Annotated in this window: 8 protein-coding genes; all 8 read left to right on the top strand. The window is 33.1% G+C overall.

The genetic code is table 11. From position 1 onward, the window contains the following. Positions 1-159 precede the first annotated feature (159 nt). The 8 genes from J2S15_RS15105 (at position 160) to J2S15_RS15070 (ending at position 14193) form a co-directional block, all read left to right on the top strand. Positions 160-1110 (top strand): substrate-binding domain-containing protein, encoded by a 951-nt coding sequence (locus tag J2S15_RS15105; protein ID WP_307409808.1) that lies wholly within the window; start codon positions 160-162, stop codon positions 1108-1110. Beyond that, entirely contained in the window at positions 1085-2560 is a 1476-nt protein-coding gene (locus J2S15_RS15100; protein WP_307409806.1) for a histidine kinase, read from the top strand. Before J2S15_RS15105 ends, J2S15_RS15100 begins: the two co-directional genes overlap by 26 nt. After that, a complete protein-coding gene (locus J2S15_RS15095) occupies positions 2561-4075 on the top strand; it encodes a response regulator transcription factor (RefSeq protein WP_307409803.1) in 1515 nt (504 codons plus the stop codon). It abuts the gene before it with no gap. A 166-nt stretch (positions 4076-4241) separates the two neighbouring features. Next, positions 4242-10097, top strand: coding sequence for an alpha-N-acetylglucosaminidase TIM-barrel domain-containing protein (locus tag J2S15_RS15090; protein WP_307409801.1), 5856 nt, complete (start codon positions 4242-4244; stop codon positions 10095-10097). A 237-nt stretch (positions 10098-10334) separates the two neighbouring features. Next, a complete protein-coding gene (locus J2S15_RS15085) occupies positions 10335-12242 on the top strand; it encodes a BglG family transcription antiterminator (RefSeq protein ID WP_307409799.1) in 1908 nt (635 codons plus the stop codon). A 10-nt stretch (positions 12243-12252) separates the two neighbouring features. Continuing rightward, positions 12253-12582: a PTS lactose/cellobiose transporter subunit IIA gene (locus tag J2S15_RS15080; protein WP_307409796.1), complete on the top strand. Its 330-nt coding sequence runs from the start codon at positions 12253-12255 to the stop codon at positions 12580-12582. Further along, positions 12582-12878, top strand: a complete 297-nt coding sequence (locus J2S15_RS15075; protein ID WP_307409794.1) for a PTS sugar transporter subunit IIB — start codon at positions 12582-12584, stop codon at positions 12876-12878. Before J2S15_RS15080 ends, J2S15_RS15075 begins: the two co-directional genes overlap by 1 nt. A 16-nt stretch (positions 12879-12894) precedes the next feature. Beyond that, the gene (locus tag J2S15_RS15070; RefSeq protein WP_307409792.1) at positions 12895-14193 is read left to right on the top strand and encodes a PTS sugar transporter subunit IIC; all 1299 of its coding nucleotides are present in this window, start codon (positions 12895-12897) and stop codon (positions 14191-14193) included. Positions 14194-14206: the final 13 nt, after the last annotated feature.

Here is a 14206-nt window from a genome sequence, read left to right as displayed (position 1 = left end):
TAAAAGTGCAACATTTTACCAATAAAGATAAGATATTACTATCCAAATATCTATATAATAAAATTAAAGAGGGCAAGCAAAAAAGATTAACAACTTATAAATATAATGCTTATGTTATATAATTAAATTGAGAGAGGTCATTAAATTGAGGGAGGACATATGAAAAAAGTTATACTGATAGTAGTATTGATACTTTCGGCTTGTTCCAGCGACAGTGAAACAACTACTAAAAAAGAAGAGTTTTCATATTTTGTGTTTGCAACACCTCTAAGTGAGCATGAAATATGGTTAGATGCAAAAGTTGGATTTATGGATGCTTGTAATGATTATGAATTAAAATGTGATTGGATTGGCCCAACAACAATTGATACCGAAGCAATGGAAGAGGTAATGGATGTAGCAATTGCACAACATGCTGATGCAATTATTACTCAAGGAGTTGTTTCACCTGAAATTATCAACAAGGCAAATAGTAGTGATATACCAGTGGTATTAGTTGATTCTGATATGGAGGATAGTGAACGTTATTTATACTATGGAAAAAACTTTAGTGATCAGGCGGAGTTATTTCTTGAAGATGTTGAACGTCAAATTGGAAAAGACGAGTATTTGAGTGTTGCAATTCAGGTTGCTGAAATTGATTTTGAAATTGCAACCCAACAAATTGAAGAATTAAAAAAGGTATTTGAAAAACACCCTGGAGGATTTGAAATTGTGAAAATTACAGAGTCTAAGTCAGATTCGGTAAGAGCAAAACGGGAATGGGAATATACACTTCAGGAAGCAGATGTAGATGTTGCAATCAATTTTGCTGGTGAATCTGCAATCTCTTGTGGTGAGGTAGCACAGGCAATGGGAATTCGAGACGATATTTTAATTTATGGTGTTGATAATATGTCGCAGACCATTGATGGGATTGCTGATGGAAAAATTGATGGAAGTGTTATCACTTCATTTTATAACTATGGATATGATTCTGTAGCAATGCTATACGATTACTTGAATAATGGAAAAGTTGAGAGCGAAAAAAAGAAAAGCGTACAGTTAAAGATGATTAATCAAGAGAACGTGGAAGAATACTTAAATGAACAAGATGAAAAAAATAAGTAAAAAATCAAGCTTTCGCAAGAAATTTTTTCGACTCAATGCAATTTTAATAATTGTTGTAGTAGGATTCATCACTCTTTATTATGTTTTGAACCAGACTACCAATAATATGTATACCAAAACAATACAGATGTATGATGATTTAAGTGAGTTTTATAATAGTCTGCAACAATCTCATAATAGTTTAAAAAGCTATCTTTATACTGATAATGAGGCAGATCTTGATACATATAATACGCATATTAAAGCAACAAAGGATTATGCTAAAAAACTAGAGAAGCAGACAGATTCAGATTTTTATTGGCGATTTGTGTTATTGAATAATATGGTGGAATCATATCAGGGAGCAGCACAAGGAACAATTGATGTCAGAGGAAATAATCAGGGAGAATATTTAACATATTATAATAATTTCCTTAAACAGTATGAATTAATTAACAAGACAAGCTCAACCTATTATGAATATCTTACAACCCAAATGAAGATGGATCGAGGAAACATTGCAGACAATGAAAAATTTGTATTAACTGTTTCGATTATAATTGCTTTATTGGCAATCGGTTGGATTATTTTCTATTCGATAAGAACTGTAAAATCAATTACTGATCCAATTTATTCACTTCTAAAGAATATCAAGCAAATTCGTAATGGAGATTATGACTTAAGTGAAATATCGAATACTTCTAGCGAAATGGAAGTATTGTGTAATGCGCTTGATGATATGGCAGTTGATGTAAAACAGAATGTTGTGAATGAAAAAGAAAAATCAGAGTTAAGAAATCGCTTACTAGAAAAAGAAAACGAAAGTTTAAAAAAAGATGAATTGTTGGCGCAGAGTGAACTGAAACTATTGCAGAATCAAATCAATCCTCATTTTTTATTTAATACATTGAATATGATATATAAAACATCATGTGCAGAAGATGCAACATTGACTAGCAGTATGGTAAGTAAAACTTGTGATTTATTAAGGTATGGATTAGATAAGTTAAATAAAACAAGTAGTTTATATAGTGAAATTGATGCTATTAAAAATTATATTTATATTCAAGATTTAAGGTTTAACAAGCGAATTAATTTTGAACTAGTTATAGATGACAATTTACCAAACATCCAAGTTCCTGGTCTTATTGTTCAACCACTGGTGGAAAATGCAGTCAAACATGGATTACAGGAAGTAATTGATGATGGAGAGGTTATTATTAGGTTTGAATATAAGAATCAACATGTTTTAATCAGCGTAAGCGATAATGGGAAAGGGATTGATACAGATGCTTTGGAGAAAATTTTACTGAATGATTTTAGTGAGCAAGAGCATCGAGCAAGTTTAGGGTTATACAATGTATTACAAAGAGTAAAAATGTTTTATGGAAAGAAAGCAGAGGTTTCGTTTAATAGTTATCCAGATTGTGGTTTTGAAGCAATTATAGACATCTATTTGGAGGTGGACTAAATGTATAAATTACTAATAGTTGAAGATGAAGTTATTGAACGAGAAGCATTAGCAACGCTGATATGTGAAAAATTTAAAGATACTTTAGAAGTGTACAGTGTTGAAAATGGCTATGAGGGATTAAAGTTATATAAGAAACATAAAATAGATATTGTATTAAGTGATATTAATTTGCCTGGAATTAATGGATTAGATACAATTCGAATGATGAAACAGATTAGAAACGAAGCAATCTTTTTAATTCTTACTTCTTACAATTATTTTGAGTATGCACAAGAAGCTATTCGTTTAGGTGTACAAGACTTTATTTTAAAACCAGTAACAGGGGATACACTTCATAATATGCTCTTACAAATCATTGATATGAGAAAAAGCAAAGCAAGCGAAAAACGTCAGGCAAGTCAACTGGTAAGTAAGATAGAGGAGATAAAGCCAATAATTAAAAGTGACTGTGTTCATAGTATCGTTCAAAACAAAGAAATAACAGAGTTAAAGAAATTATTTCTACTTTTAAACATGCGCCCAATCAGTTGTATGTGCATTGTCGCCAAAAATGAATTTGTTCACTTGAAAATGATTAAAGAACTTGCAGATCGTTTTGAAGAATTAGGTTATAACAGTATGTATGATAATTATTATGGACTATATATTTTATTTATAGTTGGTTCAACTGTATCAAATGAAGCAGATATTAAAGTAATGAATAATCTAATCCATGAATATAACTTAGACTATAAATATGTGGGTATAAGCAAGGTTCATGATCGCTGTGAAAACTTTCATAATGCTTATTTAGAGGCTGTTGATGCAATTGGAAAACAAATCAATCTTCAGACTCAACAAAAAATGGTAATTAATCCTACAACTAACTATGATATCGATGAGGTTTGTGATCAATTAATTGCAGATTTTTTGCGGAATGATAAAAAAGCTATTGAGAAGGAAGTAAACCGTTTCTATTTATATTTACTATATTTTGAACGAAAAAAAATCATTCGTTTGCTTGAAGAGTTTAATGATAAATTATTGATTGCATTTAATAAAAAATTTAAATTGACACTAGATAAAAAAGAATATTATATGACAATTAATTATGAAAATCCATATGAGAATTTACATGAAAAACTCTTAGATCTGATGCATGTATTTACAGTACATTTGGAATCGGAGGAACTTATGGGATCTAACAAACTTACAAAGAAGGCATTGTATTATATTTCATTGAATTATAATAAACCAATAACATTGAATAATGTTGCTGATTACTTAGGGGTGAGTCCTTTTTATGTCAGTAGACTTTTAAATACAAATTTATCAAAAAACTTCACGGATTTAGTTATGGAGATAAGAATTGAAAAGGCTAAAGAGATGTTAAAAGATGATAAAAAAATTAAAGAAATATCTTCAGTATTAGGTTTTCAAAGTCAAAGTTACTTTGGAAAAGTATTTAAAAAGTTAACAGGGTACTCACCTAAAGAGTATGCAGAACAACTGATGGAAGAAAACAATCTATAGAGTACGCAATTTCTAGTTGCCAACATTTTACTAATAATGACAATATTTTACCAAAACTTATAAATTATAATCAACGTATATGATAGGGATACAGTTTGAAAAGTGGAGGTGGTGAGTGAGAATTCTTTTAAATATATTTTGTTGGTGAAAAGAAAAGGAGAACAACATGGATAAGAAATTCAGAATAGGTAAAATCATAATGTCATTTTTACTACTTTCTTCGGTTTTTACATTCTCTAATGATGAATCATTGAGTGTGTATGCAGATGAAAATGAACCGATTGAATATGTAGTAAAAGAAGATGCGTTTGTTAGGAAAAGTAAAGCTACTACAATTTATAATTTTGAGAATATAACAAAGGCTCATGGTGCACAGTACGAAGGCCTTGGATACAGAGTAATAAATTCAAAACACTACGGCTCTGATGAAATTATAGGGCTCATGAAATTTGACTTACCAACGAAAGAAGAAATTGAAGCAAATAATTTAGATAAATTTGAATTTGAGTTCAATCTATTTAAGAATGCGAATTATAATGCATCAGATCAAGATTATACATTCCGTTATACAACAGATACTAGTTGGAGTGAGGAGTCAATTACATGGAATACAAAACCAGAATCAATTTCTCGTGACAATACGAATGAGTTGTTTACTTTTCATATTGATAAAGGATATGAATATGAAAACAAGACACCTGAAGAAAAACAAATTGTTAGAGATATAACACCTAAAGTTGAAGAATTAGTAGCAGCTGGAGAGACAGAAATAACTGTTTTTGTAACTGCTAAGACTTCTGCAGATACTTCTATCTTAATTCACTGTAAAGAAACTAGTTTAGAAGGCAAACAACCAAAGATAATTGCTTCTAGTGAAGGAATTAATCTGGCAAGCTTAAAAACATTGGTTGATGAAGTGTCAACGGCTGTTGAAACTGAGTATACAGAAGAAAGCTATGCAACATTTAAGAGTAATTTAGATTTGGCAAATTCTCTAATTGATGGAAATAGTGATGATATCACAGCAATTCGTAATGCGTATCGTTCATTAAGAGCTGCATATCAGTCACTTGAAAAACTAACAGATCCAAATGATGCTGACAATATTGCATATAAGAAACCAGCTCGTACCAATCTTTCTAAAAGTCTAGTAGAAAGAGTAAATGATGGCGATGCATCAACTACATGGTCTGGAGTATTCTTTCCAGCATATGTAGATATTGATTTAATGGATACCTATGATCTTACAAAGCTACAATTATATACACCAATAGGTAAGAAAACCTACTATACAGTTTATGGTAGTAATGATGGGAATACCTATGATCGTTTGTACCAACGCAGAGAAGCTCTAGCAGGTACTGCAGAGGGTGATACAATTACATTTGACACACCAGAGTCTTATCGTATTATTCGCGTTTATATGGAGTATACAGAAGGCGACAGCAAGGCTTACCTTTCTGAAATAAAAGCATATGGAACAAAAACAAATACAAATACGGATACGCTAAGAGATGGATCATTAGAAGAAATCTTAGGCGTACAGGCATACAATGATACATCTTATGCAGCACCAATTAGTAATGATGAAACAATCAATAATGTATATGGAATTATTGATCGTACAATTGGAGCAGAGTATCGTGATTGGTTTACATTTGAAATTGCAGATACAGGAAGTGAAAATGATTATTATGAGTTAAGTGATCAAGGTGGGAAAATTCATATCAAAGGAAATGAAGGTCTTTCACTAACAACAGGACTTAACTACTACTTTAAGAATTATGTAAACGTACACATTTCCGAACAGACAATGCAAACGAAAATGCCAGATGCAATTGTACCAATTGGTACAACAGTACGTAAGGAAACTCCATATCAGGTAAGATATGCGTTTAACTACTGTACCCTTAGTTATACATTTGCATTCTTTGGCGAAGAAGAGTGGCAAAGAGAAAATGACTGGCTGGCATTAAATGGAGTGAATGTTGTATTGGATCTTGCAGGTCAGGAAGCAACATGGATTATCTTCTTGATGAATTATGGCTATAGTTATGATGATGCAAAAGACTGGCTAACAGGACCTTCTTATTATGCATGGCAGTTTATGGATAATATGGAATCGTTTGGTGGTCCAGTTCCTGATGGTTATGTAAAGGACCGTATGGAACTTGCTAGAAGTAGCCAACGTTGGAAAAATTCATTAGGAATGCAAACCGTACTGCAAGGATACGCAGGGATGGTTCCAACAAACTTTAATGAATATCAGCCAGATGTTCAAGTAATCAAACAAGGTGACTGGAATGGATTTGCCAGACCAGATATGATTGCAACAGATTCAGCAGAATATGATGAATATGCAGAACAGTTCTATAAAGCACAAGAATATGTATATGGTGCAACTAGTGATTATTATGCAGTTGATCCATTCCATGAAGGTGGAAAACGTCCATCTAATTTAACAGATGACATTATTTCTAAGGAAGTGCTGGAATCACTATTAAAATATGATGATAAAGCAGTATGGGTCGTTCAAGGATGGCAAAGTAATCCAACCAATGCTTTATTAAATGGAATGGGTGAATATCGTGAAGACCATGTACTGATTGTTGATTTAATTAAATATCCAATCAAGTCATGGACAAAATATAATACAACCAAATATGGAAGTACTACTTTAGATTCAAAAGAATTCAATGGAACAAGCTGGGCTTGGTGTTTATTAGCCAATTTTGGTGGAAATCCATCAATGAATGGACAAATGGATGTGATGGTTGAAGATATCTTAAATGCACAAAAGACATCAAATCATATGCAGGGAATTGGAATTATTTCTGAAGCAACTTATGATAATCCAGTGATGTATGATCTGATTTTCGATTTGGCATGGGCTGATGAAGATTTCAGTCTAGATAAATGGCTTGACAAATATATTGAGCGAAGGTATGGAGGAACGTCAGAAAATGCGAAATTAGCATGGAAAACAATGCGAACTAGTAACTATAACCATGGTGTTCGCTATACTAATGAAGTATTTGGTACAAAGAATAAAACACCACAGGCATACGGAACACAAGATATTCCTTATGGTGCAGATAAACTGGAGACAGCATTAAAATTGTTAGCAGAAGATTATGATAAGTTCAAAGACAGTGAAAGTTATCGTTATGATATGACAGAGATTATGAGACAGGTAGCAAGTAATTATGCGGTTCTTTCTTATAACGATGTATTAAAAGCAAAAAATGCGGGTTCGCTGGAAGACTTTAAAGTAGCGAAAGAAGATTTCCTTGCAACATTAGATATTGTGAATGAGATTCAAGCAACCCAAAAAGAACAACTTGGAGGAGAATGGATTGGAAAGGCAACTGATTTAGCAGCGAACTATGATGATTTCTCAAAAGATACATTTGAGATGAATGCGAAAACATTAATTACCACATGGGGGTCTCGCGCAGGACATAGTAAACTAAAGGATTATGGATGGAGAAACTATGAGGGTATCTTTACAGATGTATACAAATATAACTGGAGTGTATATCTGGATAAAATAGAGAAAAATCTAACGGATGGTACTCCTGTTAGTGAAATTAGTGTTGGAGGATACTTTGATATTTACTGGCAATGGGTAATGGGAGAACAGACATATACACGTGATCCAAAAGATTCGCCAGAAGAAGTAAAAGCAGTTGTTGATAAAGTAATTGCAAATTGCTCTTTAACAGAAGGATTGGATCCTAATGCTGGTAATATTGCATTAGAGAAACCAATTGACGCAATAGGGAAAGTTACTGGGAAAGCATATCAGACAAATGATGGTGATGTAGATACAGTACTTAGCGCAGCTGCAACAACCAAAGATGGAAAAGTAAGCAAACCAGAAGTAATCGTGAATTTGGTTGCTGAATTCCAACTTTCTAAAATCAATATTGCTTTTGATAATACAGATGATACATATTATCTATATGAAGTATATGGTAGTGCAGATGGTGAAAACTGGAATAAAATAGCAGAGAAAACAACGAATGAGTTGCACGAAGACACTGGTGATGTAATCACTCTGAGTAATGTAAGTGCAAGATATATAAAAGTTGTTGGTATCAAAGATTCAAAACACTTAGATGATGAGTCAAAAACGGAAATAAGAATTAAGGAAATCAGAGCATATGGAGAACGTATGTTACCTGAACTTAGCCAGTTATCAAGTTTAGTTGAAACAATTAAAGGTTTAGTTCTTGATCCTAATTCATCAAATCTGCTTGAAAAGCTAATCAAAATGTTGGAAGAGGCTTCTGATGCAGTTGAAAATGAGGCAGCGCCTGATGAAGTAAATAACATTTATTGGAGTGTATATGATTATTTGACCACTTTAGATTTAACAGGACGTACAAATGTAGCACTTACTAAAACCATTACAGCTCATAACGATCCTTCAGGAAACTCAAAAAATCTAATAGATGGTGAATCTTCAACTGCGTGGAATTCTGGAAGACTAAGTCCAACAGGAGAAGCTTATCAACATGATCCAATCACACCAGGATGGGCATTGATTGATTTAAAAGATAACTATGATATTGATGAAATCAAGTTAGAATTTGATAATTCTACCACTTGGTACCAGTATGAAATCTATGGGGGATTAACAGAAAAAGATATGGTTTTGTTGGGAGAAAAGAAAACCGAAAATCTTCCTAATAAAAAAGAAGATACATATTATGTTGAAAATACAACTGTAAGGTATATTAAAATAGCAACTACAAATATCAAAGTTGGTGGCGATGGAAAACGTATGACTTACGGTGTTCGTGAATTGCAAGTATTTGGTACATTGCATGTGGATGTTAATAAAGATGATCTTCAGACATTGGTGGATGATGTAGCCGCTTTAAAAGAAGCGGATTATACACCAAACAGCTGGGCTACATTAAAAGCTCCACTTACAACAGCAAACAGTGTTCTTAGCGATGATGATGCTACACAAGCAGACGTAGATGATGCTTTAGCTACACTTCAAGGAGTAGTGGATAAGTTGGCGAAACGTGCAAACGTTACAGATTTAAATACACTTATAGATGAAGTTATTGCATTAAAAGAAGAACAATATACACCAAATAGCTGGAAAACGTTAAAAGAACCATTAGCGAAAGCCAAAGAAGTTGCAGCTGATAAAAATGCAAGTCAGGAAGATGTGAATACAGCACTTACTTCATTACAAGGAGTAGTAGATAAACTAGCAAAACGTGCTGATATAACTTCATTAAATGACCTTATTAAAACAGTAGATGATTTAGACGAAAAAGAATTTACACCAAATAGTTGGAAAGCATTAAAAGAACCATTGGCAGATGCAAAAGCATTAGTGGGTGATGTAAATGCAACACAAGGAGAAGTGGATACAGCATTAGCTACACTTCAACAAGTGAAAGACCAATTGGTGAAAAAAGCAGATGTAAGTGCATTAAATGCAGTAATTACAGATGCTGAAGCAAAAGTAGAAGCAGCATACACTAAGGATAGTTGGGATGTGTTTGCTAAAGAACTGGCAAATGCAAAACAAATCAGTAGTAATGCAAATGCTACACAAACAGAGGTGGATAGTGCAGTAGCTGCATTAACAAATGCAATGAATGCACTGAATAGAATCCAAGGTGAAGCAACTGATAGTAAGGCGTTGGAACAGTTGATTTCAGAAGTGGAGAACTTAAAAGAAGCAGATTACACAGCAAGTAGTTGGAAACAACTTCAGGAAGTATTGATTCGTGCGAAAGAAGTCTTAAGTGACGAAAACGCAACGCAACCGGAAATAGATACGCAACTTGCAGAGCTAAAAAAAGCAAAAGATAATCTTAAGAAAAGTGCTTCAAGTGTGAAACCAACAGAAGACAACAAAGGCGAAAAAATAGAAGACAAAAAATCGGTTGATTCAGGTGACTATCATAATTTAGAAATGCTTTGTGCCATGGCATTGCTAAGTTTGATTGTAATTGGACAACAGTTAAGAAAGCGTAGTAAGAAGTCTTAACTGACCACACGAAGAAAAATGACATAGTTTTATGTCATTTTTTTTATTGCAATTTTTGGGGTTTTCATGAAATCATAGAAATGTCTTCGCTAAAAGTGAAGTATTGTATAATTTGAATTGTGCAAAAGAAAAGTGCAGAAAAGGAATTAATCTAAAACGTGCAGAAAGAGTTTGCATGATTTTGACTGTTCTAAGAAAGTTCATAATGAGAAAATGAACTCAGAAAGGAGAAGTACTTTGACAAACATAAAATATTTATTAGATATGTTTTTAAATTATGACATTGTTTCGATTGAAATGATGAAGAATGAATTCAATGTATCTGATAGAAAAATCAGGCAGTTACTATCTGATTTACGAAATTATGAAACAACCAATGGATTTCATATCAAAACAATTATTAAGCAGGGATACTATCTGCAGGTTGATGATGAAAGTAAATTTGATAATTTCAAAGACTATATACAGGAAACAGAAGTCGATATTTCTGGAAATAAAGAATATCGGGTATCGGTAATAATATCTTTGTTGTTACAGAATAAGAGTTATATTACAATCAATGAAATTGCGGAGATATTGGATGTCAGTAGAAATACAATTATTTCAGATATTGAAGTAATGAAAGAGACGATTGCAGGATATAATCTTGAACTTGTTTCAAAACCACATTATGGAATCAAGATGATTGGTGAAGAAGTATCGGTTCGTAAAATACTTTCTAAGATTATGACGAACATTATTGATCATCAATTGGATTCTATTGAGTACTTCGAATTTACTAAGGAATTACAGTTTGATGATGTAAAGAAGAAGTTTGAAGAACTTCTTCATGATTATGAAATTGTGATGAGTGCTAATGCGGTTGAATCAATTATGATTCATCTTCGAGTACTGATGTATCGAATATCGCAGAAAAATGAAATTCATGATGTACAGGTGAATAAGGATTTGATTGGAAAACAGAGTTATCAACTGGCACAGGAATTATCAGATTTTATTTCAGCTAATTACGATGTGGAAATTCAAAAACAGGAAATTGATTTACTGGCATCACAAATCTTTGGGAAAGTAACTTCCAATGAGATTCCAGAAGAGCAAAAACAAGAATTAAGAAAGAGCATTAATTGTGCTCTTGAAAAGATAGATAAAGAATATGCGACTCAGTTTAGTGGTGATGAATTATTAAAAGAAAGTTTATTACTTCATGTATATCCATTATTACTGAGAGTAACTTTTGGATTAGAATTAAGCAGTTCCTTAGTTGGATCAATATCTGCACAGTATACCAATTCATTTCTGGTAAGTCTGCGGTTTATTGAACATCATAAAGAACTTAGAAAATATAAATTATCAAGAGATGAGATTGGATATCTGGCATTACATTTTGCCACTCACCATGAGCGAAACAATCAGAAGTTATTAGAGAATGTTCGTCATATTGTTATTGTGAGTGATACATTACGAAGTAATTTGCAGTTATTAAACCTGCAGGTACAAAGTATCTTTCCAAATGCAAGAGTAATGATTAAACCATACTCTGCAAAGTTGGAGTTTCATGTAGAAGAAATTGATTTGATATTATCGACGCTTCCCTTAAGTGAAGAATATGACAAACTGACAATTCTGATACCGGAGGTATTAAGCGAACAATACTTACGAAAACTGAAAAGCAAGGTGTTGTTTCAAATGGCTGATGCCAGTGAAAAAGTACCGAGTTTGGATCGATTGTTTTATGAGGATATCTTCTTTTATGAAGATGGAAATGATTATTTAGAAATATTAAGTAAATATAGTAAGAAAATGGTAGAACGAGGATATGCCAATGAGGATTTTCCTGAGTCACTGATTGTGAGAGAAAAGCGATTTACAACGGTTTATGACAATGGTGTTGCGGGACCTCACAGTATGCATCAGAATGCAAATATTGACAGCATTGGGGTAATTATAATGAAGCATCCAATTCGTTATGAGAATCGGGATGTGCGGTGTATCTTCATGTTGAATATACGAGAAAAACATTTGTTTTTACATCAGGAAATAAGTGAATTCATTATGAAAGTAATGAGTGATACCAGGGCGGTTGATCTTCTGTATCAATCGAAATCATTTAAAGAATTTAAAGTACACGTGAAAGAGATATGGTAAGGAGAAACGTATGGAAGAAATGATTATGAGTATTATTTTAAATGCAGGTGATGCAAGATCGAAAAGCTTAATCGCATTTAAAAGAGCTAGAGAATACAATTTTGAAGAAGCAAAGAAGTTAATGAAAGAAGCAAGTGAATCACTTACCTTAGCTCATAAAGCACAAACGGAGATGATTCAAAAGGAGGTACGAGGGGATAAACAGGAAGTGACATTGTTAATGGTTCATGCGCAAGATCACTTAATGACGGCGATGGCTATTAAGGATATGGTAAATGAAATGATTGCATTTACTGAAGAAATCAATAACCGATTAGAAGACAGAAAGGAGGAAGCGTAATGGTTAATAAGATATTACTTGCTTGTGCTGGGGGATTCTCAACAAGCATGCTGGTACAAAAAATGCAGGAAGCGGCGAAAAATAAGGGAATGGATGTAGAGATACTTGCTGTTGCTGAAGAAAACATCAATGATCATCTAGATTCAAATGTATTACTTCTTGGTCCACAAATCGGACATAGAGAAGAAGATTTAAGTAATGAATTAAGTTTTCCAGTATTTGTAATTGATTCTATGGATTATGGAACAATGAATGGAGAAGCAGTGCTTAATTTTGTGTTAGATAAAGTGAAATAAAAGGAGATATAGAAAAATGGCTAATTTAAAAAGCTTTGGAACTACCCTAAATAAAGGAGTAGTTAAGTTTTCAAACAATTTAGTAGTAAAAACAGTTGCTGCTGGTATGGCTAGACTATTACCAGTTACAATGGTTGGATCTGTATGTACATTATTGATTAGTTTACCATGGGATCCATATACAGAATTTATTACAAACATAGGGATTTCTAAGTTCTTGCAACTTGGTTCTACAATGACAAATGATATTATTTCAATCTATGTTGTAGTAGTTATGGCATTTGAAATGTCACGTTTATTAAAGAAGAGTCAACTGGATGCAGTGTTAACTGCAGTTGTATCATTCTTTGTGGTTACACCAATGACCTTAGCGTTAATTGGTGAAGCAGAAGTATCAGTATTTACAACAACCTATCTAGGTTCTAGAGGAATGTTCGTTGCAATGATTGTTGGTATGGTCGCTACTTACTTATTCAGTATATTTACAGATCATGGACCAAAGGTGAAAATGCCTGCAAGTGTTCCACCAGCAATATCTGGAGCATTTGAATCATTGTTCCCAGTAATCTTTGTATCAGGAATCTTTATTTGTGTGAATGCATTATTCTCTTTCACAAGTGCAGGAGATATGCATACATTTATCTATTCAGTATTACAGGCACCACTTGAAGGATTGGGTTCTTCAATCTGGACAATGTGTTTAATTGTATTATTAGGTGAGTTCTTCTGGTTCTTTGGAATTCATGGAAGTAATGTTACCGGAGCTGTAACAAGTGCACTTTGGATGGCACCAGCAATCGAAAATACACAAGCAGTAGCAAATGGTATGGCAGCGCCTAACACATTAAACTACTATGCACTTAATATCTATAAAGGTCCTAGACATTTAGTATTATCAGCGATGCTATTAATTATGCCGAAGAGTAAGCAATTAAAAGCAGTGGGAAAAGTGGCAATCGTACCTGGATTCTTTGGAATCTCAGAACCAATGAAGTTTGGTATTCCAATGGTATTAAATCCAACGATTCTTATTCCAATGTCACTTGCTCCAGTAATTTCAGTATTGATTTACTTTGGTGCATGTCAAATTGGATTCTTGGCTCCTGCAGCAATTAACCTGCCTTGGAGTATGCCTCCAATTATCAGTGGATTATTAGCTGGTGGATGGCAAGGTGCTGTTATTCAACTTCTACAAATGGTAGCAATCTTTGTTTTATACTTACCATTCTTCAAGATGCTAGACAAACAAAAATGTGCTCAAGAAGCTGAACAAGAAAGAATGCTTGAAGAACAAGCAGCAGCAAGTGCAGCATAAAACTTATGGAAGA

Source organism: Breznakia pachnodae (assembly GCF_030814225.1).
In the GTDB taxonomy this organism is placed as follows: Bacteria; Bacillota_I; Bacilli_A; order Erysipelotrichales; family Erysipelotrichaceae; genus Breznakia; species Breznakia pachnodae.
The sequence above is the reverse complement of the archived record's forward strand: the minus strand, read 5'-3'. Positions and strand labels throughout refer to the sequence as shown.

Coding starts and splice junctions, on each gene's coding strand:
- J2S15_RS15080 (WP_307409796.1), top strand. CDS start 12,253: ATGGAAGAAATGATTATGAGTATTATTTTAAATGCAGGTGATGCAAGA.
- J2S15_RS15105 (WP_307409808.1), top strand. CDS start 160: ATGAAAAAAGTTATACTGATAGTAGTATTGATACTTTCGGCTTGTTCC.
- J2S15_RS15070 (WP_307409792.1), top strand. CDS start 12,895: ATGGCTAATTTAAAAAGCTTTGGAACTACCCTAAATAAAGGAGTAGTT.
- J2S15_RS15100 (WP_307409806.1), top strand. CDS start 1,085: ATGAACAAGATGAAAAAAATAAGTAAAAAATCAAGCTTTCGCAAGAAA.
- J2S15_RS15095 (WP_307409803.1), top strand. CDS start 2,561: ATGTATAAATTACTAATAGTTGAAGATGAAGTTATTGAACGAGAAGCA.
- J2S15_RS15075 (WP_307409794.1), top strand. CDS start 12,582: ATGGTTAATAAGATATTACTTGCTTGTGCTGGGGGATTCTCAACAAGC.
- J2S15_RS15090 (WP_307409801.1), top strand. CDS start 4,242: ATGGATAAGAAATTCAGAATAGGTAAAATCATAATGTCATTTTTACTA.